General features: G+C 39.6%; 20 protein-coding genes. 12 read left to right on the top strand and 8 right to left on the bottom strand.

Annotated features, from left to right (window positions below; genetic code table 11):
• Nucleotides 1-33 precede the first annotated feature (33 nt).
• Complete coding sequence (rsmI, locus tag ACEYX7_RS00100) at nt 34-882, bottom strand: 16S rRNA (cytidine(1402)-2'-O)-methyltransferase (protein ID WP_374802342.1); 849 nt, start codon at nt 880-882, stop codon at nt 34-36.
• Nucleotides 883-896: 14 nt separating this feature from the next.
• Here rsmI and ACEYX7_RS00095 point away from each other — a divergent pair, with 14 nt between their 5' ends.
• The 3 genes from ACEYX7_RS00095 to ACEYX7_RS00085 are packed head-to-tail and all read left to right on the top strand — an operon-like array spanning nt 897 to nt 2,946.
• Nucleotides 897-1,874 (top strand): penicillin-binding protein activator, encoded by a 978-nt coding sequence (locus ACEYX7_RS00095; protein WP_374802344.1) that lies wholly within the window; start codon nt 897-899, stop codon nt 1,872-1,874.
• Nucleotides 1,875-1,886: 12 nt separating this feature from the next.
• Nucleotides 1,887-2,312, top strand: a complete 426-nt coding sequence (locus ACEYX7_RS00090; RefSeq protein ID WP_374802346.1) for a YraN family protein — start codon at nt 1,887-1,889, stop codon at nt 2,310-2,312.
• A 31-nt stretch (nt 2,313-2,343) separates the two neighbouring features.
• Nucleotides 2,344-2,946 (top strand): BON domain-containing protein, encoded by a 603-nt coding sequence (locus ACEYX7_RS00085; RefSeq protein WP_374802348.1) that lies wholly within the window; start codon nt 2,344-2,346, stop codon nt 2,944-2,946.
• 314 nt (nt 2,947-3,260) lie between these two features.
• Here ACEYX7_RS00085 and rarD read toward each other — a convergent pair whose 3' ends face one another.
• On the bottom strand, nt 3,261-4,136 hold the full coding sequence (rarD, locus tag ACEYX7_RS00080; RefSeq protein ID WP_374900063.1) for an EamA family transporter RarD: 876 nt from the start codon (nt 4,134-4,136) through the stop codon (nt 3,261-3,263).
• Nucleotides 4,137-4,378: 242 nt separating this feature from the next.
• Complete coding sequence (locus ACEYX7_RS00075) at nt 4,379-7,306, bottom strand: insulinase family protein (RefSeq protein ID WP_374802352.1); 2,928 nt, start codon at nt 7,304-7,306, stop codon at nt 4,379-4,381.
• 134 nt (nt 7,307-7,440) lie between these two features.
• Between ACEYX7_RS00075 and ACEYX7_RS00070 the strand changes: the two genes are divergently transcribed.
• From ACEYX7_RS00070 to ACEYX7_RS00060, 3 genes are all read left to right on the top strand, one after another.
• On the top strand, nt 7,441-8,427 hold the full coding sequence (locus ACEYX7_RS00070; RefSeq protein WP_374802354.1) for an adenosine kinase: 987 nt from the start codon (nt 7,441-7,443) through the stop codon (nt 8,425-8,427).
• Nucleotides 8,428-8,494: 67 nt separating this feature from the next.
• Nucleotides 8,495-9,373 carry a hypothetical protein gene (locus ACEYX7_RS00065; RefSeq protein WP_374802356.1) on the top strand — a complete coding sequence of 293 codons (879 nt, stop codon included), beginning with the start codon at nt 8,495-8,497 and terminating at the stop codon, nt 9,371-9,373.
• Nucleotides 9,374-9,461: 88 nt separating this feature from the next.
• Entirely contained in the window at nt 9,462-10,091 is a 630-nt protein-coding gene (locus ACEYX7_RS00060) for a MarC family protein (protein WP_374802358.1), read from the top strand.
• Between the two features lie 22 nt (nt 10,092-10,113).
• Here ACEYX7_RS00060 and creC read toward each other — a convergent pair whose 3' ends face one another.
• Together creC and creB are read right to left on the bottom strand one after the other, a co-directional pair.
• Entirely contained in the window at nt 10,114-11,598 is a 1,485-nt protein-coding gene (gene creC, locus ACEYX7_RS00055; protein WP_374806945.1) for a two-component system sensor histidine kinase CreC, read from the bottom strand.
• A 15-nt stretch (nt 11,599-11,613) separates the two neighbouring features.
• On the bottom strand, nt 11,614-12,342 hold the full coding sequence (creB, locus tag ACEYX7_RS00050; protein ID WP_374802362.1) for a two-component system response regulator CreB: 729 nt from the start codon (nt 12,340-12,342) through the stop codon (nt 11,614-11,616).
• Nucleotides 12,343-12,488: 146 nt separating this feature from the next.
• On the opposite strand from creB, the gene ACEYX7_RS00045 reads away from it, so the two are divergent.
• The 3 genes from ACEYX7_RS00045 to ACEYX7_RS00035 all read left to right on the top strand — a co-directional run bounded on the left by ACEYX7_RS00045 (nt 12,489) and on the right by ACEYX7_RS00035 (nt 17,258).
• The gene (locus ACEYX7_RS00045) at nt 12,489-13,763 is read left to right on the top strand and encodes a serine hydrolase domain-containing protein (protein ID WP_374802364.1); all 1,275 of its coding nucleotides are present in this window, start codon (nt 12,489-12,491) and stop codon (nt 13,761-13,763) included.
• A gap of 169 nt (nt 13,764-13,932) precedes the next feature.
• On the top strand, nt 13,933-15,597 hold the full coding sequence (locus ACEYX7_RS00040; RefSeq protein WP_374806944.1) for a M48 family metalloprotease: 1,665 nt from the start codon (nt 13,933-13,935) through the stop codon (nt 15,595-15,597).
• 341 nt (nt 15,598-15,938) lie between these two features.
• Nucleotides 15,939-17,258, top strand: coding sequence for an adenylosuccinate synthase (locus ACEYX7_RS00035; protein WP_374806943.1), 1,320 nt, complete (start codon nt 15,939-15,941; stop codon nt 17,256-17,258).
• Between the two features lie 26 nt (nt 17,259-17,284).
• Here ACEYX7_RS00035 and queG read toward each other — a convergent pair whose 3' ends face one another.
• Both queG and ruvC read right to left on the bottom strand, forming a co-directional pair.
• Complete coding sequence (queG, locus tag ACEYX7_RS00030) at nt 17,285-18,388, bottom strand: tRNA epoxyqueuosine(34) reductase QueG (protein ID WP_374900062.1); 1,104 nt, start codon at nt 18,386-18,388, stop codon at nt 17,285-17,287.
• Between the two features lie 30 nt (nt 18,389-18,418).
• Nucleotides 18,419-18,964, bottom strand: a complete 546-nt coding sequence (ruvC, locus tag ACEYX7_RS00025; RefSeq protein WP_374802372.1) for a crossover junction endodeoxyribonuclease RuvC — start codon at nt 18,962-18,964, stop codon at nt 18,419-18,421.
• A 159-nt stretch (nt 18,965-19,123) separates the two neighbouring features.
• On the opposite strand from ruvC, the gene ACEYX7_RS00020 reads away from it, so the two are divergent.
• The gene (locus tag ACEYX7_RS00020) at nt 19,124-19,705 is read left to right on the top strand and encodes an FxsA family protein (protein ID WP_374802374.1); all 582 of its coding nucleotides are present in this window, start codon (nt 19,124-19,126) and stop codon (nt 19,703-19,705) included.
• Nucleotides 19,706-19,817: 112 nt separating this feature from the next.
• Here ACEYX7_RS00020 and ACEYX7_RS00015 read toward each other — a convergent pair whose 3' ends face one another.
• Nucleotides 19,818-20,237 carry an OsmC family protein gene (locus ACEYX7_RS00015; protein ID WP_374802376.1) on the bottom strand — a complete coding sequence of 140 codons (420 nt, stop codon included), beginning with the start codon at nt 20,235-20,237 and terminating at the stop codon, nt 19,818-19,820.
• A 91-nt stretch (nt 20,238-20,328) separates the two neighbouring features.
• On the opposite strand from ACEYX7_RS00015, the gene crp reads away from it, so the two are divergent.
• Nucleotides 20,329-21,051 carry a cAMP-activated global transcriptional regulator CRP gene (gene crp, locus ACEYX7_RS00010; RefSeq protein ID WP_374802378.1) on the top strand — a complete coding sequence of 241 codons (723 nt, stop codon included), beginning with the start codon at nt 20,329-20,331 and terminating at the stop codon, nt 21,049-21,051.
• Nucleotides 21,052-21,545: 494 nt separating this feature from the next.
• Nucleotides 21,546-26,063 (top strand): translocation/assembly module TamB domain-containing protein, encoded by a 4,518-nt coding sequence (locus ACEYX7_RS00005; RefSeq protein ID WP_374806942.1) that lies wholly within the window; start codon nt 21,546-21,548, stop codon nt 26,061-26,063.
• The last annotated feature ends 173 nt before the right edge of the window (nt 26,064-26,236 follow it).

The following is a 26,236-nucleotide window of genomic DNA, read 5'->3' as shown; positions in this document are numbered from 1 at the left end:
TAAAATCGACTTGAAATCAATTTAGGTAATATTTTATTGAGCTTGCAGTTGTTGCAGTTCTAAAGCACGCTGATACAGTTGCTTTTTCTTTATACCTGTAATATCCGCTGCAATTTCAGCAGTGCTTTTTACAGATAGCTCTTTGAGTAATTTTAATAATAAATCATCTACTTGCTGTTGTTGTAACTGGTTTTCGTCTACAGTCGCACCTTCAACCACCAAAACAATTTCACCTTTTTGCTGATTATGATCATTTTTAACCCATTCTAAGAGTTCACCTACTGGTTTTTGTACGATGGTTTCAAAAGTTTTTGTAATCTCTCGGGCGAAGCCAATCTTACGTTGTGCACCGAATATTTCACAAATATCTGAGAGACAATCTACAATACGATGCGGTGCTTCATAAAAAATCATCGTAGCAGTCTGTTGTTGTAAACCTTGCAATTGTTGCTGGCGTTGACTTGATTTTGTAGCTAAAAAACCTAAAAACATAAACCGATCACTTGCCAATCCAACGCTAGACAATGCTGCAATCGCTGCACAAGCACCAGGAACTGGCGTGACACGAATATTAGCTTCTTGTGCAGCACGAACCAAGCGAAAACCAGGATCGCTAATCAGTGGTGTACCTGCATCACTGATTAATGCAACATCGTTTCCCTGTTGTAATTTTTCAATAATTGATTTAACTTTATGCTCTTCATTATGGTCGTGGCAAGCAGTAAGCGGTGTGTTGATTTGATAGTGTTTCAATAATGAAGCCGACTGACGAGTATCTTCAGCAGCGATCAATGAGACAGATTTTAGTACATTAATGGCACGAATACTGATATCATCTAAATGCCCAATCGGGGTTGCTACCACAAAAAGTTGTGCTGTCATAAAAGGTAAGCCTTATGTTTATTGAAAAAATGAAAAAAACGTTATGTCATACGCTGCGATTTACATCAATATTCGCTATGTTGAGTGTTTACCACGTCGCTCATGCTGAGATTTTGGTCATTTTGCCCGAAACAGATGCACTTGCAAATGCCTCAGCAAGTATAAAACAAGGTTTGCTTGAAGCCAATAAAATCAATAAAAATAAATATCAATTAAAATTTGTGGATGAACAGCTGGCGATCAATGAAATCTATCAGCGTTATGTCAATAAAGATACGCAACTGGTGATCGGCCCACTCAATAAAGCCGATGTTGAGCAATTGATTAAGTTGCAACCTAAGGTAAAAACCTTGGCACTGAACCGTGTCAATGGCTCTGCTAAGAATGTATATCAATTTGCATTATCTAAAGATGAAGATGCTGCGACGCTCACACGTCGTATGCAAGTAGATGGTATTGAACATATTATCGTATTGCGTGAGCCAGCGAGTGTAGAAGCGACGCAGACATTCTATGATGAAATGAAAGAACTATGGGGTGAAAATTTTTCTGACACAGCCAGAGTGACAGCATCACATCAGCGTTTCGATCCAAATAAGCAAGGCATACTTTTATTGGGTTCGAGTGAGTGGATGAATCAGCAAAAACTACCGACCAAAAATTTGTACACCATCCCTTATGGTATTGAAGAGCAAGCCGAATTGCCTACGGGATTAACTTTTTGCGATACGCCAGCTTTATATAATGGACAATGGCAAGATGTGATCAATGCGTATAAACAAAAGCCTGTATCAATGCCCTTACAGCGTTTGTTGGCATTCGGTGGTGATGCTTGGCAAATTGCGGATATCATTATCAGCAAGCAAAAAGAAAAAAATCTATTAAATTTCAAAGGACGTACAGGAGATTTGAAGATTATTGATCGCACCATTACACGTCAAGCACAATGCTTCAGCTTGAATGATGGTGTTTTAAAACAATTGGAAAATTAAAGTGATCTTTGAATGAATGATGCTGTGCAGAAGTCGGATAGACGCTTCATTGGACAACAAGCAGAAAATCTGGCTCTGTACTTTCTACAAGCACAGGGTTTGACTTTACTTGCACGTAACTTTCACAGTCGCTATGGTGAAATAGATTTGGTGATGCTGGACAAGGGCTATGTGGTATTTGTAGAAGTTCGGGCAAGAAAAGCCAGTACTTTTTTGTCTGCCATAGAAAGTATAGATTTGCGTAAACAGAAAAAAATTATAACTACTTCACAATACTATTTACAAAAACATTCAAATTATCTTGATATGGATTGCCGTTTTGACGTGATTGCTATAGATTATACAACATCTAATGTTTGGCAACATTTAAACTTTGAGAATGTGAATCGTTCTGACGATTTACGATTAGAATGGCTACAAAATGCCTATACCGCTTGACGCAATATCGTATAGATGTTTGGAGAAAAAGATGAAAAATTTAAACTTGATTCCCGTCATTTTTTGTCTTGGGCTACCGTTCTTGGTAACGGGATGTGCGAATATGGCAACGCCAGTGGCTATTCCTATGCAAGTGTCGCAACAGACACCACAGGATCAAGCGATCAAAGCCACAGCATTGCAACAGCTTATGGAATTGGAAAGCCGATTTGCTGTATCACGTGTCAATATTCATAGTGTGGCTGGTAATGTTTTACTTACAGGGCAAGTGCCTGACAAACGCCTCAAAAAAATGGCGGTAAAGAGCATTAAAAGCATAGCTGGTGTCAATGCGGTACACGATTTTATCACGGTTGAGCCTCAGTTGTCGTATCAGCAAATCCAAGCAGATTTGGCCGTTACGCAGAAGACATACAGCATGCTCGCTAGTAACCCAACATTGAGAAATAAAGGCGTATTTACGACTACAGAAAATAATGTTGTATATGTGATGGGACGTTTAAGTGTGGAAGACAACGCATTACTGTCGAGCATCATGCAACAGGCGAACCTAACTAAAGTAGTATTGTTGATTGATAACACGGATCAAGGGCGGAACGTATTGCGTTCAACAAGATCTTTATCTGTAAAATGACGCAGGCTAGATCATTTTTAGCAGATAATCTAACGTGAGTTCGGTTTAAAAAGGTATATTTTTATTGTAATTATATGATTTCTAAAAAGTAGGGTTGAGAAACATCGTTTCGCAAGACGCACCTGAGAAGCGATTAAAGCTTCGCAAGATGCCGTTTTCTGAAAGGTGCGTAAGACGCACCCTACGCACGAATTAAATTTACTTTCAAAATCAAATAATTAAATTTTAACTTATCCCGAGTTCACGTAATCTCGTAAATGAATTGGTTATAAGATTGCCTCAGCTGAGAGCAATTTTTTATTTGTAATCGCAGGTTAGACTCTCGATTTTTTCATCCGAATAAAGTGTAGCAAACCTTCTACTGCTAATAAGAATACTGCAAACCAAATAGGAAGATATGTCCATAATTCTTCAGTTTTGATTTTTTCCCCAATCATCACTGCTGCCAATGCCAACAATACAGGTTCGATATAGCTTAATAAGCCAAACAAACTAAAGGGTAAAAAGCGACTCGCCAACAGATAACAGCCTAATCCCAAAGCACTTAATGCACCAAAGCCAATCATAACAGCGGAAAATGAGATCGATATCACAGACACTGGTGTGCTCACAATAAAATATAGTGCAAAAGGTGTCATAAAAATCAGATCCCAACAAAATCCACCTAAGCTATTGGTACCTATACGTTTACGCAACACAAAATAAGCTGAATAGCCCACAGCAACCAATGCTGTTTCCCATGCAATTTGACCCACTCGCCATATTTCATGTGTTACCCCAACTACAGCAAAAAAAACCGCAAAGATTTGAAACTTTGATAATTTTTCATGAAAAAATACATGACCAATCAACACCATAACCAAAGGCAATAAAAAATAACCAAGAGATACTTGTAAGCCACGCCCTTGCAAAGGTCCCCACATAAATAACCACAATTGCACCATGCATAGCATCGCCGATATAAATACCAGAGCAGAGAATCTGATATCACCTCGCATACGTTGCCAAATGATTTTAATATTGACCAGTTCATCAATAAAATAAGCAAATAACAATACAAATGGCAATGTCATAAAGACTCGCCAAGCCATAACTTGAAAGCTATTAAGATCATGTAATAATTGGCTATACAGGTATAAAATACCAAAGATCATTGATGCAACTACAGAAAAAATAATACCACGTAGCATGGGTATTGCCCTTATCAAACTCATACGTTATTTGTGGGTAAGTATAAACCCTATTTTGATAAATAAAATGAATATTTTAATGGAAAACAAAAAAATATTTCTTATGAAATTGTTGAGAGATAGACCACACTCACTAGTTTTTTAGTTAAAGCCAATAAAAATAATGTAGTCCAATAATAGATTTTAAATCTGTACCATAAAAAATAGAGCATCTTTTGACACTCTATTTTTTTTCAATCTAATTAAACCAATTTATGAATACTAAAGCCTAAGCTTTCCAATTCAGCTTGTTTGCTAGCAGGGGCGAGCACCGCACGACAAGCAGGCTTGTCCAATAAATAATCTTTACATACACGCTTTAAATCGTCCAAAGTCACATCAAGCAAACGCTGACGCAATTCTGTTCTAAAAGCATGTCCACGACCATGTAACTCAGCAAAACAGCTTGCTGCTGCTTCATTGGCAGGTGAGCTTGGTTTATCCATACCAGCAATTAATCCTAGAATAGCTTCTTCCAATTGATATTCTTGCTGTGGTTCATTCAATAACCATGTAATCGAATGGTCGAAATCTTGCAAAGTTTCCGTCAAACGTGGGTCACGGTAGCTGTAAAAACGGAAACTACAACTTTGACCATCATAGCCTGCACCACCACCATAAGCACCGCCTCTTTCACGGATTGCACTGTGTAGATAGCCATTGCGTAAATAATTTGCCAATACCATGAGTGGCGCAGCATCAGCATGACCTACAGGCACGGCTGCATAACTTTTGGCACAGAATTGTACGTTGCTTTGGATTAACCATGCTTGGTCGCCGTCAGCAGACGCCACAGGCATATTGATTTCTTGATGGCTAAATGTTTGCTGTGCAACTGGTTTTTGCCAAGCATTTTGAATTCGTGCCAACAATTGATCGGTTTGACTGGCTTCGCAAATCAATAAATATGCTCTTGGTGCTTGCATCAAAGCTTGATGTGTGGCTTTTAGCTTGTCAATAAATTCTTGATAAGCTTGTTCATTCTGCTCAATATCTTTAAGTTTTTGTGTTAGCCAATTTAAACCTTCTAGACCATTAATTTTATTTTCACGCTGTGCGTAAGCACTCATGCCACGACTTGAGATTTCCATGGCATAGGCATGACCATAATTACTTAACGCATCTGCCCAATTGCTACGGCGTTTTTTGAGTATATCCAAGATACGTTGCTTTTCATCAAAACGCATATCGGTCAAAATATGATGTGCCAAATCAATCGCTTGTGGATTACGATTTAAAGCTTTGACATTAAGTTTCATCAACGCACTTAAATTATCCGACTGATGGATAGAACTGCGAATACTGTTGCCAGTTGATACACCACCGCTGATAGCAGTTTGCTGTTGTTGTAAGCTCAGATAATCATCATCACCTGCACCGAGTGAACCGACCAATAAATCCAAATATTCCAAATAAGAATTATTTAATAAGTCAGCAGGGATGTCAAAAATCACTTGTTGATAATATAAGCCATTCGTACCTGTCTCATACAGATATAAAGGATAATCTTGACCCTGAATGTTTAGCGTGCGTTTTTCACCGTCAATACGTTTTAACTCAGGTTGAATGTCTTCTAAACCGACTTTTGGCAACACTTCCAAATCATCAGGCGTAGCTTGACGTTGTTCTAACGCTTGTGTTTTTTCAATGATTTCTGCACGTTTTGCATCATCCAAATCGCTTTCAATCACATCCAAACGAGCTTGTTCAGCAGCTTGCTTTTTTGCAGTAATCGTTTGGTCTGGGGCAAAACTCAAACGTACACGATGTGGATTATCAATCAAGTATTTTTGAATTAAATTGGACAAATACATAGGGTCATTTGCCAATTGCGTGCGAATACTGCTCAAGGCATTGTCCAAATCAAGGGCTTGAATCGGGTCGCCATGATGAATGGCGTGATACAAACTGCCCAAAATCAAATGCAAACCATAAGGCGTTGCCCCTGTGCTGGTTTCACGTTGATTGAGCTCAATACGGTGTAACACGGCATCAATGGCACTTTGGGCAATCGGCTGACTGGCGACTTGTTGCAATACATTTAACACGCCTTGTTCAAATGCTTCGCCCTTGTCCAATTCTGAGCCTTGAATACCACAGAAGAAGGTCATTTCTGCATGGCTATCGTCTAGTCCCATGATTGGACCTGAAGATTGACCCAATTTGCAGGTCTCTAAATATTGACGTAATGGCGCAGCGGAGTCCGCAATCAGTACACCTTCAACCAAGCGTAATGCCAAAAGTAAGCTCAAATCAGTTGATTCAGGCAACAGCCAGCCCATGATATGATAGCTTTTGTCGCTGATGTCTTCTTCATCATAAGCATAATAGTCTTCGATCGCCAACGGCTGTGTCAAACGTTGTTCAGCCATCGGTGCCAGAGTTTCACCACGTTCAAAATGTTTTAAGGCACGTTGTTGGATTTTTTCATGCAAATCGAACACATCACCATCACCAAAAGTCATAAATACTGCGTTAGACGGATGGTAGTGACGTTGATAAAAGGCTTTGAGTTCCGCATACGTCAAATCAGGAATCTGTGCAGGATCACCGCCCGAATTATAATGATATGTACTGCTTGGGAATAAATGATGCGCAAGCGTATGATACAATTGGTCATCAGGCGAGCTGCTTGCCCCTTTCATTTCATTAAATACAATGCCTTTGAACACTGGTTTGTCATCTACCAATTCAACGCGGATGCCTTCTTGCATAAAGTCCAATTCATTGATATTGGCAAAAAATGCAGCGTCTAAATAGATAGATAATAAATTATCAAAGTCTTTTTTGTTTTGTGTGGCAAAAGGATAAGCTGTCCAATCTGCACCAGTAAAAGCATTCATAAAGGTGTTCAATGAACGTTTAATCATTGAGAAAAACGGATCACGCACAGGATATTGTTTTGAACCACACAATACAGTATGTTCCAAAATATGTGCTTCGCCTTTAGACGTCATGGGTTGCGTGCGAAAAGCCACCAAAAAGACATTTTCATCGCTTTTATTTGCCAAATGATAATGCACAGCTTGAGTGACTTTATGGCGGAATTCAAAAACTGTGGTATCAATACTGGCAATATATTGTTGTCGAATGAGTTCAAAGTCAGGGTGTGTGGTTTGTGCTGTTGTCATACAATTTCACCTAAATGTTCTTCCAAATAATAAACTGGATTATTCTAAGATAAAATTGGACGAAATGGCATTAAAATCTAATGTATTTTTATGTTAAGCTAGCAATGATTTTTTGAATGGTGTACATAGGAAAAATGCAAAATTTACAATTGTTTTCTATTGGCAATGCTTTGGTCGATCAAGAATTTTTAGTGAGCGATGATTTCTTAGCGGAAATTGGGGTACAAAAAGGTACGATGCAGTTGGTCGATGCCGATATGCAACAAAAAATTATTGCCAAACTTGCCGAAGCTGAGCATAAAGGACAGGCTAGTGGTGGTTCGGCTGCCAATACTACGGTGGCATTTAGTGCTTTGGGCGGACAGAGTTTTTATGCTTGCCGTGTCGGTGATGATGAATTGGGTCAATTTTATCTCAATGATTTACAACAAGTGCAAGTTAAAACCACTGAGAAATCCATTAGCCAAGGCACGACAGGGCGTTGTGTGGTATTAATTAGTCCAGATGGCGAACGCACTATGTGTACATATTTGGGCATTACCGCAGAATTGAGCGATGCACAGGTAGATATGCAGGCTTTGAAATCCGCACAATATTTGTATATTGAAGGCTATTTGGCAACCAGTTCAACCGCTCAAGCAGCAGTCACGCAAGCTCGCCAAATCGCCCGTGATCATGGTCTAAAAATCGCCTTGTCTTTGTCCGACCCTGCGATGGTACAATATGCACGTGATGGCTTAAATGTCTTGCTCGGTGATGGTGTGGATGTATTATTCTGTAATGAACAAGAAGCTTTGATGTACACACAAAGCGATGATTTAGAGCAAGCTGTGGCGGCTTTATTGCAACAAGCCAAACAGGTGTTTATCACGCTTGGTGCAGCAGGGGCTTTGTATGCTGATGCCAGCCAACAATTACGCATGCCGACCATTCATGTCGATGTCAAAGACAGTAATGGTGCGGGTGATGCCTTTGCAGGTGGTGTGTTATATGGCTTAGTGAATGGTTTTGATATCGAAAAAACCATGACTTTGGGCAATCATTTGGCGAGTCATGTGGTGGCTCAATATGGTCCACGCTTAAGCCTGCAAGGCTATCAAGATGTATCAAAAGCCATCTAAATCTTTTTTCTCACCAAAAGTCAGCTATTTGGTGAGAGATCAATATGACTTTGTATAGATCAAGTTTATGAATTTTAATCCAGTACTTCTGCCTTTTCATATTGCAATGATGATTGTCTTGGTGATGATTGTACTGGATATTTTCTTTTTTAAAATTTTTAATATTAAACTGTCTCGACAAACATTAATTCAGCAGAAAAACCAATATCATTTTAAAGTCTCTTTTTATTTATTTTGTTTATTTGCTTTTATTAATTTTGCGTTAATGGGCTATTTGACGCAGCTGGTGATGTTTGCTTATCAAAAAAGATTCTTATCAATTTATGAAGCGTGTTTGGTGAGCTTATTATTGTTGCCTTTTCCAATGGTTTTATTATTGCGTGTGATAGAACAAGTTATTCAGCCAGAACAATTACGATTTTCTGATCATATTATTGGTAAGTTTGCACGTATTTTACCCGAAAAACATTTACAAAATCCACGGTGGCAGTCAGCACAGACGCGTAATGACTTGGGACAAGTAGAACAATTTTGGCTAGAACCAATGAATTATGACAGCACTCAAAATCAGCATTGCTTGATTTTGGACAAACAAGATGATCATTATATAAGTTTGGGTTTTGATGGCAATACCATGTATCAACAACATCGCATGGGCTGTTGTGATTTGGTATCTTATCTAAATCAAATCGGCATCAGTATGAGCCAATATTATCTCATCGATGTTTTTCAACATGACATAGCAAAAAATTGCGAGATACGAGTAGAGCATATCGGATTAGATTGGTATGTCTATGCACATCAAAGTAATACAGGGCTTTTTGCGTGTCAAGATGAGTCTGTGGCTTATCAATATGTCGCCAATTATTTTACACAAAAATATGTATTCAACCAGCGTGATAAATTCAGAACTGTGATAAAAAAAGATGTAAAGCAAAGTAACTGAATCATTAGAAAGAAAATTCTAAAAATTAAGCTTACATTTGCCATAAAATCGCATATCATACAGCAAATATTTTTGAGTTGAGCCAAACATGGAAAACGAATTTGGTAAATTATTCTTAGCTTTTGTGGTTTTGATCAATCCATTTGCTGCCTTAAGTATATTTTTAGACATTACACGTAATGCGACCATTGCACAAAGTCGTAAAGTAGCAATGCTGAGTGCAACGACAGTATTCATTACGATTTTATGTTTTACTTTATTGGGTGATTTGCTCCTGCAAGCCTTAGGAATCAGCCTTGGTGCTTTCCGTATCGCTGGGGGGATTTTGGTACTTTTAATTGCGATTAGTATGATGAATGGTGGCGGTAATCCTGCAAAATCTACACCAGAAAAAATCGACGGTGCTTTCAATGGTATGGCGTCTGCGGTAGTGCCGATTGCGATTCCGATGATTATGGGTCCAGGGGGGATTTCTACCGTCATTATTTATTCATCAAGTATGAAGACGCTGGCAGGAACTTTGACAATTTTGGCAGTAGGACTTTTATTGAGCATAGTATGTTATTTAAGTCTTATGGCAGCAGGTCGATTGAGTAAATTGCTCGGCGAAACTGGTCTGAATGTCATGAACCGTATCATGGGTATGCTATTGGCTGCGGTAGCTGTCGAGATTATTCTCTCGGGAATGAGAGCAATTTTCCCAAAAATGTTTATGTAATTGATGACAATTTTTTTAAAAATTAATCCATTGCAAAAATCATCAGCACCTTTACGCCAATCAAAGGTTGCTGTTGATTTTCAACCAAGATTTCAGCCCCCAAATTATCCATGACCTGTTTCACTAAAGTTAAGCCAATGCCTGAGCTACGTTGTTGTGTATTGGGGCGTGGTAAAGAAAAATAACGTTGAAAAATTTGTGCCAAAGCAAAATCAGGAATAGGCTGTCCTTGATTAAAAATAGTCAATTCAATCTGATTTTGTTGCTGATTTAAAGTGATTTTTAATATTCCATTTTCATCAGCAAAATCTATGGCATTATCCAAAATATTTAAAATTGCTTGTGATAACCAAAATAAATCTGTATTAATATAAATATTATTTTCAATATTTGATTGAAGTTGAATATTTTTTTGTTGCATACGACTACAGTGCTGTAGGATTAAACTTTTTAAAATTTCAGACAAATTGACTGGCTGTAAATTTAAGTTTTTATCAGTTTTTTCCAAACGTGTTAATAATAACATGCGTTCAATCAATTGCTTTAAACGAATACTTTGCTGCTCAATCAATTCAGCAAAATGGCGTTGGTCTTGATAAGGCAATTCATCCTGCAACAGCTCTGCACTGGCTTGGATCGAGGTCAAAGGGCTTTTGAGTTCATGGGTTAAAGTGTTGATATATTCTTCAACATAGGCATGATCTTGCAAGGTTTCACGCATTTGGCTGATGGCTTGCGTCACTTGATTGAGTTCATTGGCAGAATAAAAATATGGTGCTTGACTAACTGGGGCAAGGGCTTGGGCATAACGGCGTACTTTTTCGATACTGTGTTTGAGCCAAAACGCCACAATACTGGACAATGCCAAACTAAATAATGCTACCCATAATACTTGTTGATAAAGATAGTTTTTTGCACGTTCTAAATAAGGCTGTACTGATTGATTGGGCTTGGATACGCTGACCACACCAATCACTTTTTGCTGAAAAATCACAGGTGCAGCCACATACATCACACTACTCAATTCATCATCAGGATTTTGGCGACTACTACGTACACCATATTGCCCACGCAAGGTAAGATAGACATCGTTCCATTTCGAATAATCTTTGTCTATGTCTTGCCCAGTGGAATTATACAATACAACACCTTGTGCATCGGTAATATAGAGCTGTTGTTGGATTTGATTTTTGCTGACATGCCAAATCTGTGCTTGTAAGTCACGAGATAAAGCATTTTGGATTTTTTGATGAAATTCAGCCGATTGCACTTTATTTTGATAGACATCTTCGGCAATCAATTGGGCGATAATATTGACATTTTCCGCCAAAGTATCTTCGACCACTTGACGTACATTGGGTTTAAACTGTTGATTAACGTTGTACATCATATATAGCAAAGTACAGACCAAAATTACGCTAAAGAAAAACCAAATCCTCACAAAAATCGATAAAGTACGTTGATATTTTGGTAATTTAAAAGGTGATTTTAATAGTGCATCAATCATATCTTTTCCATGTTTTTAATCGACTTTTTTCAAGCTATAACCGACACCACGATGGGTAATAATCCAATCTTGCTCAGGGTCGATGTGTTTAAGTTTTTGCCTTAGACTTTTGATATGCGTATCGACCGTGCGTTCTAAACTATGCTCAGGATATTCCCATACGGCATCCATCAATTGCGTGCGAGAAAACACTTGTTCGGGGGATTGAATCAAAATTGACAATAAACCATATTCATAACGGGTCAAATTTAACGTTTTTCCTTGATATAGAATTTGTAATTTTTGTGGGAAAACTTGCCAAGTTGTATCGTTATTCTGATTGTTTGCGATAGTTTGATTGTTGACAGTCAAGCTTTGCGGTGAATTGGGCATGTCTAACGGTTGCATACGTCGCCAAATCACTTTAATGCGTGAAACAATTTCTCTGGCACTAAAAGGTTTGGTGCAATAATCATCCGCACCAATTTCCAAGCCGACAATGCGGTCGATTTCATCATCACGGGCAGTTAAAAATAACAGAGGCGTTTGGCAAAACTGTCTAAGTTGGCGGCAAACATCAAAGCCATTGATGTCAGGTAAACCAATATCCAAAATGATAAAATCAAAATGCTGTTGCTGACAAAGTTCTAAAGCATCTTGTCCTAGACCAACAGCCTTTACTGTCCAACCTTCACGCTCTAAGGCATAACGTAAAGGCAATAAAATCGCCATCTCATCTTCAACGCAGAGGATATGTTTTTGCATGGCTATACGGTCGCTTGTTAAATCAAATAGATACAAATATACAATATAATCGCAGCTATTTAACGTGATTTCGATAATTTTTGCAATTGAGCTAGACGGCTTTTTCTTTACAATGTGAAATTATCATTTATCAATTGGGCAAGTGTATGCAAGGTTTAAAGCTACTTAAAAAAATCACACAGGGTAAAAAGGACAATTATCGTGGACATTGTGATACACGTTTTTTGCCAGTGGCTCAAGTGCTTAGTCAAATTCAACCTGAAACCACACAAGGTGGAGCATCGATTGCGATATTTTTCAAAGGTGAGCAAGTCGCAGAGCTGTACACTGGTGATGCACGTCCAAATGAGCCTTGGGACGAACGCCATCTCGCCATGAGTTATTCGACGGGCAAGGCGATTTTGGCAACGTTAGTACATATTTTATCCAGTCAAAATTTGATTAATTATGATACGCCGATTGCCCATTATTGGGCTGAATTTGCTCAACAAGGCAAAGAAAATATCACTTTACGTCATGTTTTAAGCCATCAAAGTGGTCTATACGACATTCGCCATACCATCTCAAATGCACAGCAAATGTTGGATTGGCAAGGTATGTTACAGGCTTATGAGCAAGCGACACCACGTTTCGCCCCAGAGTCAGCAACGGCTTATCAAGCGTTGAGTTTTGGCTGGTTGGTTGGCGGTACTTTAGAAAAAGCTTTGGGACGTCCGTTGGCAGAGATTTTAAAGCATTATTTGCTTGAACCAATGGAAATGGATGCAGTATTTTTTGGTATACCGCAAGATGCCTTGGCTCGGGTCGCTATGCCATTTAAAAAAGCCAGGGATAAACCGAAAAGCAAAAGCACCAAGCCAAAAACACGCAATGCCGACGGTCGTCGTCCATTGAGTTTGGCGGAAAAAGTCATTAGCCTAAGCGGTATCAATCCTTATGATGCGGAAGATGCTTTGATTCCACGTAGCATGGGCAAATGGGATTGGTATAGTGAAGAGGCTTTAACTGCGGTCATTCCTGCGGTAAATGGCGTATTTAGTGCCAATGATTTGTCGAAAATCTATGCCATGCTTGCCAATAAAGGACAATGGCAAGGGCAGACGTTGATTCGCCCTGAAATCTTTGAAGAATTAAGCAAGATTCAAACCTTTGCCCGTGATAAAGTGATGCCGATTCCGATGCATTGGCGTTTGGGTTATCACCGTGTTTTGACTTTGGGTAAACGTGTGCCGACTGCGTTTGGGCATATTGGCTATAATGGTTCAGGGGCGTGGTGCGATCCGACACGTGATTTGAGTTTTGCCTATGTGCATAATTTTAAATCGGGAAGTATTACGGGCGATTATCGGTTATGGTGGCTGACGCAAACCACATTGCAATGTGCTGATGAAATATTAAAAGGCAACAAAAGTTGGTTTTAATCTTGCCAATAGGATTGAAAAATAGTTTTTTAGTCCTATTTTATTAAACAAGATATGTATGAAAATCTAAATAAATTTACTTGCCAAATCAATACCTATTTTTACAATAAATTTATCAAATTTGAGCTAAGCTAAAGCAGTTTTTTATTTAATGCTTTGGCGATATACCATGGATTTTTCACATTATTTTTCACAGTCAAAAATGCTTTCTGCCAAAAAAATTTCCATTGTGACGATGGCGATGTTAGCAATGCATAGCCCAAATGTTATGGCGGATAATATTTTTCCAAACAATACATCAAATAACAGCAATTCAAATGATTTTTATCAAGTTTTTCAAAAAAATAGCATTAATTGGAATTTGCAAAACCAACCTAAAATCGATTTTTCCAACCATCAACGTCTAAATACCCAAAACAATCCCTATCAAGATTTGCCTGATTTTGGAGGTCAAGTCGGTCTAATCAGCCGTCAGCAAGAAGCCAAAGTCGGTGAAAAAGTGTTGCGTTTGGCACGCCGAGAATTGCCACAAGTGCAAGATGCTTGGCTACAACAACAAATCGAACAGCTTTTTCAGCAGATTTATAGCCAAACAGGCTTAGGGCAACCTTTGGCAGTGATGGTAATTAATGATAAACAAATCAATGCTTTCGCTGTACCAGGTGGGGTGTTTGCCATCAATACTGGTACGATTACATCAGCAGGACGTTTGGATGAAGTAGTGGGGGTGATTGCCCATGAAGTGGCACATGTCAGCCAACGCCATTATAGCCGTAGTAAAGACAATGCCAAATTACAAAGTGCATGGTCTTGGCTTGGTATGCTGGCAGGTATTGCACTGGCGACACAGTCGGGCGAGGCGGGTACGGCGGTGATGATGGGTTCGCAAGCGATGGGCATGAATGGACAATTACGTTATAGCCGTGAGCAAGAACGTGAAGCGGATCGGATTGGGATGCAATATTTGGCAGGGGCGAATTATCGTCCAAACAGTATGGCGGATTTTTTTGAAAATATGCAAAAACAAAGTACGCAATTGAGTGTTGTGCCTGATTTTTGGCTAACCCATCCCTTGACCCAAGAACGGATGAGCGAGGCTCGTTTGCGTTCACAACAATATAATCAAAACAGTACACAAAACCGTCAATCTAGCCAAAATGAGCGTGAGATTGAACAGCAACAATATTTTGAGCTAATTAAATGGCGTGCCATGATATTACAACGTGGGGCGAATTTGGAACAACTCAAAACCGCTACACAGCGTAATCCTGCAGCGGCACTGGCATTGGCAAATCATTATATTCAGCAGTCACTTTGGCAAGATGCCGAAAAGATTTTGCAGGATTTTCAGCCGACACGAGTACAAATGCCGATTTATCAACTCACTCAAGCCGATTTATGGATTGCACAACAACGCTATAATGATGCGTTACAACTGATTGGTAATGCCTATCAGCTTAATCCTGAAAATCGTGCTTTTGCCTTGAAATTGGCGGAAATTCAAATTTTGATGGGGCAAACCCGTCAAGCGGATAATATTCTACAGCCACTCTCTCGTCAGCGACCGCATGATGTTTATATTTGGCAATTATTACAACAATCTGCCCAACAACAGAGCTTACAAGCCCTGAATAAGCAAGATAGCGATGCGGCACGTTTGGCGGAAATTAATACGTTGCGTTATCGTGCGGAAAGTCTATTCTGGCGTGGAGAAGAGTCGGAAGCGATTAAAAATCTACAACATGCTAAGCGTCTGGATGACAGCAAGCCGACTTTTGCCAGTCAAATCAATCAACGTCTTCAAGCCATGCAAGATGCTCAAAAAGAGAAGTAGATCTCTGCAAAATCATTCAACCAAACTCTCGCATTGGCTGAAAATTAATTTGATGAAAAAAATAACAGATTTAATCAATTTAGATGCACTCACCCAAACTTTGTGCTAATATAAATTGCAATTCGGGCGATTGCTCGATTTTTTTATGCCTGCGATTTATTGTTGTTGATTTTGGTAAAAATATTGAATGCCAAAACAATTTATTTTGACTGATATTAAGGACAACTTTGGTCAAAAACAGATATTGTCATTGTACGCTGCAATTCATATATGGATAGCTTATGATGAATGAGTGTAGCTGTGTCAAAAAGTTTTTTGTTTTAACCGTATAAGAGGTCATTATGGGCAAGAATGTAGTCGTACTTGGTACGCAATGGGGCGATGAAGGTAAAGGTAAAATCGTTGATTTACTCACCGATAAAGCTGCGGCAGTAGTACGCTATCAAGGTGGTCACAATGCAGGTCATACTTTGGTTGTGGGTGGTAAAAAGACTGTACTACATCTTATTCCGTCTGGTATTTTGCGTGATGACGTGCTGTGCTTGATTGGTAATGGCGTGGTATTGTCACCTGAAGCATTGATCAAAGAAATGACAGTACTTGAAGAACAAGGCGTACCTGTCAAAGCACGTTTGCGTATTTCCGCAAACTGCCCATTGATCTTGCCGAACCATATTGCTTTAGACCAAGCCCGTGAGAAAAAACGTGGTAACTCCAAAATCGGTACTACAGGTCGTGGTATCGGTCCTGCTTACGAAGATAAAGTTGCTCGTCGTGCCATTCGTGTGGCTGACTTAGTACGTGGTGGCGAAGTATTCAAACAACAATTGGCAGATTTGTTAGAATTCCATAATTTCCAATTGACCCAATATTATGGTGTAGAAGCAGTAGATTTAGACACCGTTTTGGCATTGTGTGACGAATGGCGTAAGGTGATTGCACCGATGGTGATTGATGTGACCAAAGTTTTACATCAATATCGCAAAGAAGGGCAGTCTGTCATGTTTGAAGGTGCTCAAGGTTCGCTTTTAGACATCGACCATGGTACATATCCATATGTGACTAGCTCAAACACGACTGCGGGTGGTGTTAGCTCGGGTTCAGGTATGGGTCCATTGCATTTAGATTATGTTTTGGGTATTACCAAAGCTTATACGACACGTGTCGGTGCAGGTCCATTCCCGACAGAGTTAGTTTATGATGCTGCGACAGATTGTGGTGATGCGATTGGTCGTCATTTGGGTACAGTGGGTCATGAATTTGGTGCATCGACAGGTCGTCAACGTCGTTGTGGTTGGTTTGATGCAGAGATTTTACGTCGTTCTGTAGATGTCAATTCTGTATCAGGTATTTGCTTAACGAAGCTTGATGTATTGGATGGCTTAGAAGAAATCAAAATTTGTGTTGGTTATGAAGGCGAAGATACCAACTGTGCAGGTGCATCTGATGCGATTGCTTATGAGCAGTTGAAACCAATCTACGAAACGATGCCAGGTTGGTCAGAAAGTACTGTTGGTGCAACAAGTCTTGAGCAATTACCAGTGAATGCTGTAAATTATATCAAACGTATCGAGCAATTGATCAGCTGTCCAATCGACATTATTTCCACTGGTCCAGACCGTGAAGAAACCATTATTTTGCGTCATCCTTTTGATGCTTAAGCTATAACGGTTCAACTTCAAAAGCTTCAAGTGGTTTTACTTGAAGCTTTTTTTAATTGTTGTTGTAAAGCCCAATCTTGGTGTTCATATACCAAATCATTATGTTGTGCATGTTTGATACTTAATGCTTGTACAATTTTCTCAGAATAATGGGCATTTCCCAAGCCAATTGCTACATTACGTTTAAAAGACTGAAAGCCTGTACGGCGGATTGGACTGCCTTCAGTTTTACTTAAAAATTCACTTTCATCCCATGCCCAAAAGCTTAATAAATCAGTATCATCCAGACCGTGCCGAGCATGAAAATCATCAATACTGGTCAGCTGTGCGTAGCGATTCCACGGACAAATCAATTGACAATCATCACAGCCAAAAATACGATTGCCAATCAGTGGACGTAATGCCATATCAATCGAGCCTTTATATTCAATAGTCAAATAAGCAATACATTTTCTTGCGTCCAAAAGATAGGGTTCTACAATCGCCTGTGTTGGACAAATACCGATACAAGCACTACATGATCCGCAATGTGCCTTAACTGGTGTATCAAAAGGCAAGTCCAAACTACAAAACAATTCACCAAGGACAAAAAAAGAACCTGCTTGTTTATTGATAATAAGCGTATGCTTGCCGACCCAGCCCAAGCCTGCTTTGGCTGCCAAAGGGCGTTCTAGAATAGGTGCAGAATCAGCAAAAGGACGAGAAATAAATTCCCCGATTTTTTCTTCAATACGACTTGCCAGCTGTTTCAAACGACCACGCATGGTCTTGTGATAATCACGCCCACGAGCATAACGCGCAATAATGCCCATATCGGGTGTGTCGGGAATATAACGAGCTTGTGGCTTGTGTTGTAAATAATCCATTCTTACACAAATAATTGAGCGTGTGCCAGGGACAAGTAAAGTCGGATCTGCACGCTTATCCAAATTTTCTGCCAAATAATCCATGTCGGCATGATAACCCAAATCTAAAAACCGCTGATAATGTGCCATTTCAGCACGGTTATCAGGTTCAGCAACTGCACAATCACTAAAACCCAAGTCCAAAGCTTGCTGTTTAATCCACGCTTTAAGTAATTCGGGATTATTTTTTAGTTCTAAGTCAATGCTTTTGATTTTTTTAGTCATGTTGAATCATGTTCTATCAAATTATATCAATCAACGTCGTCTTAAGCCACGCCCACGCCCACGTGCCATACCCACACCTAAGGCATGCAATACTGCCATTTTACTCAAACTACCTGATGCATGGGCATGACAAATTGCCGCTGCCAACGCATCTGCTGCATCGGCTTGTGGGCAAATTTCTAAGTTCAGTAACTTCATGACCATCATTTGTACTTGTGCTTTATCCGCTGCACCATAGCCCACAACAGATTGTTTAATTTGTCGTGCGGTATATTCTGATACATCTAAATTTAAATTGACTAGAGCTGCGATTGCCGCACCACGAGCCTGCCCAAGTTTTAATGCAGAATCAGGATTTTGCGCCATAAATACTTGCTCGACGGCTGCTTGAGTTGGTTGGTGAAATTGTACGATACGGTCAATACCTGCAAAAATCCGCTTGAGTCGTTCGGGCATATTGTCACTTTCAGTGCGAATCGTACCTGCATCGACAAAACGTAACTTTGAGCCGTCTTTTTCAATAATACCGTAACCCGTCAAACGTGACCCAGGGTCGATACCGATAATTCTTAGCATATTGCTCTTTAAAAATAAAAATTTAGCCCTATATTGTTACATAAATCGGTTAGAAAAACTGTGCTTGTTTGGCTTGGCACACTGAATTTTTGCCGCTTTGCTGTATAATTAAGCCAAATTTGAGTCAAATCATCTGTAAAATGGGGTAAAGCGAAAGCCATGGGTATTATTTTAGCGGTATTGATCGCCATCGTAGTCGAAATTTTGACGTGGATTGTAGTGGGTAAATGGCTAGGTAGTGGTTGGTATGTGTTTTTTTGGTTTATTGCGGCCTTTTTTATTGGTTTAGCAATCGTCAAAAAGAACAGTAAAGACATCATGCCACAGCTTCAACAGATGCAGATGGGCGGTGCCATCGGTATGGGTGCAGTGGGTGAACACACGGGCAAAAAACTTGCGATGATGGTTGCTGGATTATTGCTTGCGATTCCTGGGTTATGGACAGATTTATTTGCGGTATTGCTATTATTACCGCCTGTACAAAATGCCCTGAAAGGTGTAGCAATGACTGCGATGCAAAAACGCCAACAAGCCATGATGGAAAAAATGATGGGTGGCATGGGCGGCGGTTTTGGTGGTGCTAATATGGGCGGTATGGGGGGTGGCAATCCCTTGGAAGAAATGATGCGTCAAATGCAACAGATGCAACGTGGCGGTGCTGCTAACGATCCAACTATCATTGATGGCGAAGCCAAAGAGGTAAAATCTAATGCAAAAAGAATTGATGCACCCAAAAAGTAGAGGATTAAAGTTTAAATGAATACACAATAAGTTCAGTTCAATTAAAATCGTGTAAGCCATCCTTACACGATGATTTTTATGATGTTAATTTTTCAATTATAGATGATAGTTATTAGCCTTCAATTACTTCAAAGTCATGGCTAACTTCTACACCGCCAGTGCTCAGCATATGACTGACTGAGCAGTATTTTTCTGCGGATAAATTCACCGCTTTTTCTACTTGAGCAACTTTTAAAGCTTTGCCTTTGATAATAAAATGTAAATGAATTTTAGTAAATACTGCAGGCACGGCATCAGCACGCTCAGCTTCTATTTCGCAAATTACATCACTGATGTCTTGTCGTGATTTTTTTAAAATCGTAATAATATCAAAGGATGCACAGCCAGCAAGACCGACCAATACCATTTCCATTGGACGTGCACCACGATTATCACCGCCATATTCAGGTGCTCCATCCATGATAATTTGGTGACCACTACCAGTTGTGGCTTTAAAGCACACATTATCTACCCATTCTAAACGTGTTTTCATTTGCAAGTCTCTCAAAAATAGTTACAATAGACTAAGAATTATATCGCTCTAAAAGATAATCCGCTAGAGCCTCTTTTTGGAATATTATGATATGCTCAATACCGACTTTTCTCAGCTTAGCACGGATGCGTTATCTCCAAGCCAATTACCCGAATCTGTTAAAGCATTACTAAAACGTGCGAAAATTAATCGCTTCCCAAAGAAATCGACTATTGTCCGTGCAGGTGCCGAGTCACACTCGCTGTATCTTATTTTGAAAGGCTCTGTGGCAGTAAGTTTAGATGAAGGCAATGGTCGTGAAATTATTGTTGCTTATCTTAATGCGGGCGATTTTTTTGGTGAAATGGGGCTGTTTGAACCACAAGCACAGCGTACAGCACAAGTTCGTACTCGTGATGTTTGTGAAATTGCTGAAATTGATTACCAAGTCTTCCACGAACTTTGCTCTCATTATCCTGATTTGAGTTATGCTGTTTTTGCTCAATTGGCTCGACGTTTGAAAAACACCACACGTAAAGTGACGGATTTGGCATTTATCGATGTGACAGGACGAATTGCTCGTTGTTTAATCAATTTGGCTGAGCAACCTGAAGCGGTGATTTTGGCGGAAGGTAAGCAAATCCATATTACCCGTCAAGAAATTGGTCGTTTGGTCGGTTGTTCACGTGAAATGGTCGGTCGTGTGTTAAAAGGCTTGGAAGAGCAGGGCATGATTGAAACCGAAGGCAAGCTGATTTTGATTTATGACAGTGCGTTGAGTGCACAGGATATTCCTGTAAATGATAGCAGTGTCGAAGATGACGAAGATGAATAATCTGATATAAATTTCGATGATAAAGAAGCATTTATTTTAATAAGTGCTTTTTTGTTGCCTTGTTTTTTAAGCTACATACAGCTAAGAAGTGTATTATTTTGATGGAAGTGTAATTGAAAATAGTATTTTTTAGTGTAATACAGTGAGTTCAGGATAAGTTTAAATTTAATTATTTAATTTTAAAAGTAAATTTAATTCGTGTGTAGGGTGTGTCTTATGCACCTTTAAGAAAACAGCATCTTGCGAAGCTTTAATCGCTTCTCAGGTGCGTCTTGCGAAACAGTGTTTCTCACACCCTAATTTTCAATAATTTCAAATTTGTAAAAATAAAATAAATGGTTTTTATATTTGAGAAACACTCGCAATTGACTAGGAAAAAACAGCAAATTTCGTTAAAATAACAGGGCTTATAGTCATGATATATCATGTGATGATAAATTTTTGTTAGGGTTAAGACAGATTGTCTGATACTCAACACAATATGGATTTTAATGATGCAAAATCAAGCACAATTACCTACAGAAAATACGCCACCAGTACAAAAAAAATCGCTGTGGCGTCGTGTACGTCTGGCAATTTATGCCTTGATTTTATTGATTGTATTTTTGCTGGCAGCGATATTGGTTTTGGCAAGCTCAGATAAAGGTAGCAAATGGCTATTGGATTGGGTGATGGCACGCCAACAGATGGTACATTATCAATATGTCGGTGGTAATATCATCCGTGGGCTACAGCTCAAAGACATTGTGGTCAAAGTCAAAGACACTGAAGTACAAGTCAAAGATGCTGATGTGAGATTGGGTTGGCGTGCAATACTAAAACGAGAAATGCACTTTATGACTGCCAAAATTGGGCAAGTCGATGTGATAGACCATGCACCACCGAATGATAAACCTTTTGCCTTTAGTGAACTAAAATTACCCTTTGTATTGGTCTTGGATGATGCCAGTGTTGCACAGCTAAATCTAAAATCTACGCATTCTAGCCATGTCACGCATATGAATAATATTCAACTCTATGATGCAACGTGGTCAGATTATAAAATTGAACTCAATAGGTCATCGATTTCGCTATACGGTATTGATGCCAAAAATGTCACAGGACACATTGAACTTTATAAAAAATATCCATTATTCTTAGACGGCGATGTGTACATTGATAGCCTTAAAGGATTGAATTTACAGCATATTAGCGTTGCTGCACGTGGTGATATCGATCGTTTGGCAGTCGGTGTCGCATCACTTACACCTGACTTGATTACTGGCTCATTGGTACTGCATCCTGTACAGCATCATGTTCCGATGCGTGGCTTTGTAAAATGGGCGGATTTCCATGTTCCTGTTGCGACGGAACAAGAATTATTTGCTCAAGCAGGTCAGTTGAATATTGATGGTAATAGTGAAGGCTTAAATCTGCATCTAGATACCGCTTTAAAAGGAAAAAACATTCCAGAAGGCAGTTATCAAGCCAAGATGTTTACTGACTTCAAAACCATGAAAATTGATGAATTTATAGGTCATGTTATTAACGGTCAAATCACTCTCGCTGGTGATGTCGATTGGCAAAATGGTGTGAAATGGAATGTCAAAGGGCGTGCTGACGGTCTCAATCGTCATGATCCACTTATTCCACAGGCCGTACGTGATTTTTTACCAAATAATCTCAATGCTAATTTGAGCTCAAAGGGTGAATATCATGATCAAGCCAAAATCACTGCTCATGTTGATTTTGATCAAGCAGAGAAATGGCAAGTTCAACTCAATCATAATAATATCAAAAATACTAAGCTACCTTGGCATGTTTTGACATCTTGGCAAGGAATTAATCGTGAATTCCCACACATCGGCTGGTTGAATAGCGAAAGAGGCGATGTAAATTTAGAGCTACAGTCAAATCTCAAGGCAATACAAGTCAGTACCAAAATTGCTGCCCATGAAAAATCTGTATTGCCTGTAGGAACTTATGCTGCTGATTTAGAATTAAGTGATAAAGAGTTACTTGTTCATGATTTTGTATTGGTGCAAAATGATCAATCTCGTTTGTCTGGTGTGGGCACAGTAGTCTTGCCAAATGATAAACAACAATTGGCATTTATTGCAGATATTAATGCAGTGAATTTTAATCCACAACAAATTAATGCCGCAGTACCTGTTAATCAGTTAAATGGTCGCTTCTCAATTGATGCTTATCAAAAAGACCATCAGTTTATTGGTAATCTTTCTAATTTAGATTTGAAAGGGCAAATTGTACAAGAAAAATCTGCCGCTCAAAATGTACATTTGACGGGTAAAGCAACCCTGGTGGCAATTATGCATAACGCACCGCAATCAGGCTTAAAGAGCTACGCTGTGCGTTATGATGGGGGATTGAATGCTGATGGTTACAGCCAAGGCCCTTTACGTCTGAATATGTCAGGTACACCGCAATATATTAATGTGGAAGAGTTATATCATCAAGGTGCTGCAGGTCTTATCCAAGCCAAAGGTATGGTCAATTTGGTCAATGGAATCGACTGGAATATCAATGCCAATCTGCAAAACTTCAAGCCACATTATTTTTATGCTCAAGCTCAAGGTGATTTGACAGGGATAATTAATACGACAGGTCAATGGTCTGACAATCGTAAACAAGTGAATATCAGCCAGCTTAATCTGCGTGGACAATTACTCAATAAACCATTGTTGGCACAAGGTCAGCTTAACATTCAATTGGCAAAAAATAGCCAAGGTCAATTGATACCACAGCAGTTTCAAGCCAATAATTTAGTGGTCAGTTATGCCAATAATGTGGTGCAAGCAGTGGGCAATGCACAATTATTAAAACTCAATATTAGTGCCAATCGCTTAGCTGAACTGTATCCTGGTTTGAGCGGTGATGTCAAAGGTGTGATTGCAGTCACTACACAGCCGAATTTAACCGCCAGTGCAAATTTGATTGGTAGCAAATTTGCTTTCCAAGACAAATTCAGTGTGGATAATCTGCGTGTATTGGGACGTTTGCCATTAGAACAGCAAGCGACACAGTTACAAGTCGAATTAAATCAACTCAAAGCTGGTGATAAGGAATTAGACCAAGCACAACTGTTATTGCAAGGTACACGCCGAGCACATCTACTCAAAGCACAAACTCACGCTAAAGACAGTCAATTTTTTGCCCAATTGGCAGGTGGTTTTAATGAAAACTTTGACTGGTTTGGAGAGTTACAGCAGGGGCAATTCCGCTCCAAGCGTGTCTTGTTACAGCAAAGCCAAAATGCAGCGTTGATTTATAAAAATCAAAATAAGCAACTGTCTTTGGCAGCACATTGTTGGATAGGTCAAAATAATCCGAATAGTCAGATTTGTTTGGATCAACCCTTATTGGTCAATCCAGAACAAGGGGCAGTATCAGCACAAGTCAAAAATATTCAATTGGCTGATTTTGCTGCCTTTATGCCTGCTGATTTGGCTGTAGATGGCGTATTAAATGGCTATAGTAAATTATCTTGGCAAAAAGATCAGCCGATGCAATTAGATGCCCGTTTGATCACGCAAAACGGTAATATTGGCTTGGCAGGTGAAGATGAACAAGCACAAATTTCTCGCCTTGCTTATAAAGAATTACGTATAGATGCCAAGACTTTAGCACAAGGTTTATCGCTAAAAGTCAATGCTGATACGCCTTTACTTGGTACTGGTTTTGCTGATGTGATTATTGGCACGCAAACTACCAATAAAACGTTAAGTGGTGAAGTAGCACTAAATGCTATGCAGCTTTCGGTATTGCGTCCATTTATGTCGGATGTGCGTGTTTTGGATGGTAAATTGTCTGCGGCAGGACGTCTGAGCGGTACATTCCAACAACCATTATTTAATGGTGAAGTACGTGTACAAAATGCCAATTTTGCTTTGCTCTCTGCACCAGTAAATTTACAGAATATTCAGTTGGCATCAAGCATTCGTGGTAGTCAGGCGGATATTCGTGGTTCGTTTGCGGCAGGGCGTGGTCTTGGGCGTATTACGGGTAATGCGATATGGGCAGGCGATCCAAATATCAAACTCAAAGTCGAAGGGCAAGAACTACTGGTAGCTCAACCGCCAAGCATTAGTGCATCCGTTTCACCAGCGATTGATATCGATATCCGTCCAGTACAAAAACAATTGGTGGTGTCAGGTAATGTCAATATCCCACGTGCCTTGATTACCATGCCTGAAAGCTCACCAGATGTGGTAGCGAACTCAGAAGATTTGCGTATCGTGCGTAGCGATCAGCCACTGGTGATTGCTCAGCGTGCCAAGCCGTGGAATATCCGTGCCAATGTCGGGGTAACGCTTGGTAATGGCGTGATTTTCCGTGGTTTTGATAGTAATATACCTTTGGCAGGGGCATTGCAATTGTCACAACGTGGCGAAAATCTTGCTTTACAAGCCAACGGTGCAATTGGTATCAGTCGTCAGGTGAAAATTGAGGCTTATGGACAAAGCTTGGATCTCAAACGTGCCATTGCTCGTTTTGGTGGTAATTTATCCAATCCATCATTGGATATTGATGCCAATAAAGGCGTACAAAACTCGACCATTGGTATCCGTGTTACAGGTAATGCCAGCCGTCCTAATATTGTGATTTATAATGATGCCGGGCTTAGCGAACAACAAGCGTTAAATGCGTTGCTGACTGGTAGTATCTCCAATGATCGTAACACCAATACAGAAAGCTTTAAGTCTGATGTCAATAATACCATTGCAGCAGCAGGGATTAGTATGGGCTTGGGTTCGACCCGTGCTTTGACCAATCAAATCGGACGTACTTTTGGTTTGAGTGGTTTGGCACTTGATGCACAAGGCACAGGCAATGATACGCAAATCAGTGTAACGGGTTATATCACACCTGATTTGTATTTGCGTTATGGTGTGGGGATTTTCACACCAGTGACCAAGCTCACTTTACGTTATCAAGTCAATCGCCGTCTATATTTGGAAGCCAGTTCATCGATTGAACGTGCGGTGGATATTTTCTATAATTGGCGGTTCTAATTAAGCTTAGTAAGATGGTTTTAATGCTGTAGGGTGGTACTATAATTTGCTCACCCTACGGCTTTAAAAATATGCTCTTTTAAACTGAACTCACATTTATTCTGATTATATGAATAGACTAACACTTACTGATGCCCAATGGGCAAAAATAGCACCATATTGTGCAGGCAAAG

Origin of the sequence: Hubeiibacter jixunmingi (genome assembly GCF_041928215.1) — a bacterium.
Taxonomy (GTDB): Bacteria; Pseudomonadota; Gammaproteobacteria; order Pseudomonadales; family Moraxellaceae; genus Acinetobacter.
Note: the sequence above shows the minus strand (reverse complement) of the source record. Positions and strands in the feature narration are given on the sequence as shown.

Excerpts from the sequence above, each read along its gene's own strand:
- rsmI (WP_374802342.1), bottom strand. The coding sequence starts at position 882 with ATGACAGCACAACTTTTTGTGGTAGCAACCCCGATTGGGCATTTAGAT.
- ACEYX7_RS00095 (WP_374802344.1), top strand. The coding sequence starts at position 897 with ATGTTTATTGAAAAAATGAAAAAAACGTTATGTCATACGCTGCGATTT.
- ACEYX7_RS00090 (WP_374802346.1), top strand. The coding sequence starts at position 1,887 with ATGAATGATGCTGTGCAGAAGTCGGATAGACGCTTCATTGGACAACAA.
- ACEYX7_RS00085 (WP_374802348.1), top strand. The coding sequence starts at position 2,344 with ATGAAAAATTTAAACTTGATTCCCGTCATTTTTTGTCTTGGGCTACCG.
- rarD (WP_374900063.1), bottom strand. The coding sequence starts at position 4,136 with ATGCTACGTGGTATTATTTTTTCTGTAGTTGCATCAATGATCTTTGGT.
- ACEYX7_RS00075 (WP_374802352.1), bottom strand. The coding sequence starts at position 7,306 with ATGACAACAGCACAAACCACACACCCTGACTTTGAACTCATTCGACAA.
- ACEYX7_RS00070 (WP_374802354.1), top strand. The coding sequence starts at position 7,441 with ATGCAAAATTTACAATTGTTTTCTATTGGCAATGCTTTGGTCGATCAA.
- ACEYX7_RS00065 (WP_374802356.1), top strand. The coding sequence starts at position 8,495 with ATGAATTTTAATCCAGTACTTCTGCCTTTTCATATTGCAATGATGATT.
- ACEYX7_RS00060 (WP_374802358.1), top strand. The coding sequence starts at position 9,462 with ATGGAAAACGAATTTGGTAAATTATTCTTAGCTTTTGTGGTTTTGATC.
- creC (WP_374806945.1), bottom strand. The coding sequence starts at position 11,598 with ATGATTGATGCACTATTAAAATCACCTTTTAAATTACCAAAATATCAA.
- creB (WP_374802362.1), bottom strand. The coding sequence starts at position 12,342 with ATGCAAAAACATATCCTCTGCGTTGAAGATGAGATGGCGATTTTATTG.
- ACEYX7_RS00045 (WP_374802364.1), top strand. The coding sequence starts at position 12,489 with ATGCAAGGTTTAAAGCTACTTAAAAAAATCACACAGGGTAAAAAGGAC.
- ACEYX7_RS00040 (WP_374806944.1), top strand. The coding sequence starts at position 13,933 with ATGGATTTTTCACATTATTTTTCACAGTCAAAAATGCTTTCTGCCAAA.
- ACEYX7_RS00035 (WP_374806943.1), top strand. The coding sequence starts at position 15,939 with ATGGGCAAGAATGTAGTCGTACTTGGTACGCAATGGGGCGATGAAGGT.
- queG (WP_374900062.1), bottom strand. The coding sequence starts at position 18,388 with ATGACTAAAAAAATCAAAAGCATTGACTTAGAACTAAAAAATAATCCC.
- ruvC (WP_374802372.1), bottom strand. The coding sequence starts at position 18,964 with ATGCTAAGAATTATCGGTATCGACCCTGGGTCACGTTTGACGGGTTAC.
- ACEYX7_RS00020 (WP_374802374.1), top strand. The coding sequence starts at position 19,124 with ATGGGTATTATTTTAGCGGTATTGATCGCCATCGTAGTCGAAATTTTG.
- ACEYX7_RS00015 (WP_374802376.1), bottom strand. The coding sequence starts at position 20,237 with ATGAAAACACGTTTAGAATGGGTAGATAATGTGTGCTTTAAAGCCACA.
- crp (WP_374802378.1), top strand. The coding sequence starts at position 20,329 with ATGCTCAATACCGACTTTTCTCAGCTTAGCACGGATGCGTTATCTCCA.
- ACEYX7_RS00005 (WP_374806942.1), top strand. The coding sequence starts at position 21,546 with ATGCAAAATCAAGCACAATTACCTACAGAAAATACGCCACCAGTACAA.